At 36.2% G+C, this 240-nt stretch carries 1 pseudogene; it reads left to right on the plus strand.

Annotated features, from left to right (window positions below):
• A pseudogene (locus AT575_RS10720) lies at window positions 1–240 on the plus strand (IS1182 family transposase); the annotation flags it as partial.

Raw genomic sequence — 240 nt, forward strand, 5'->3', positions numbered from 1 at the left:
TTAAATATGGTATGTTTGATAAGGAGCAGAAAAGAAAGCAGAAACAGTCTACAAAGAATCTAGATAATTGGTTTTACGATGAGGTTAGTGATACCTACACGCATCCGGATGGTTGGGATTATCATTTGACTATATCAAAGAGACTAGAACATCTACTGGATTCCAACAAGAGATCAGAGTTTATAAGGCAGAATATCCTGATTTAGCCCCTCAGAAAGGTCTTTATGTGAATCAGAGATA

Origin of the sequence: Streptococcus penaeicida (assembly GCF_002887775.1) — a bacterium.
Classification (GTDB): Bacteria; Bacillota; Bacilli; order Lactobacillales; family Streptococcaceae; genus Streptococcus; species Streptococcus penaeicida.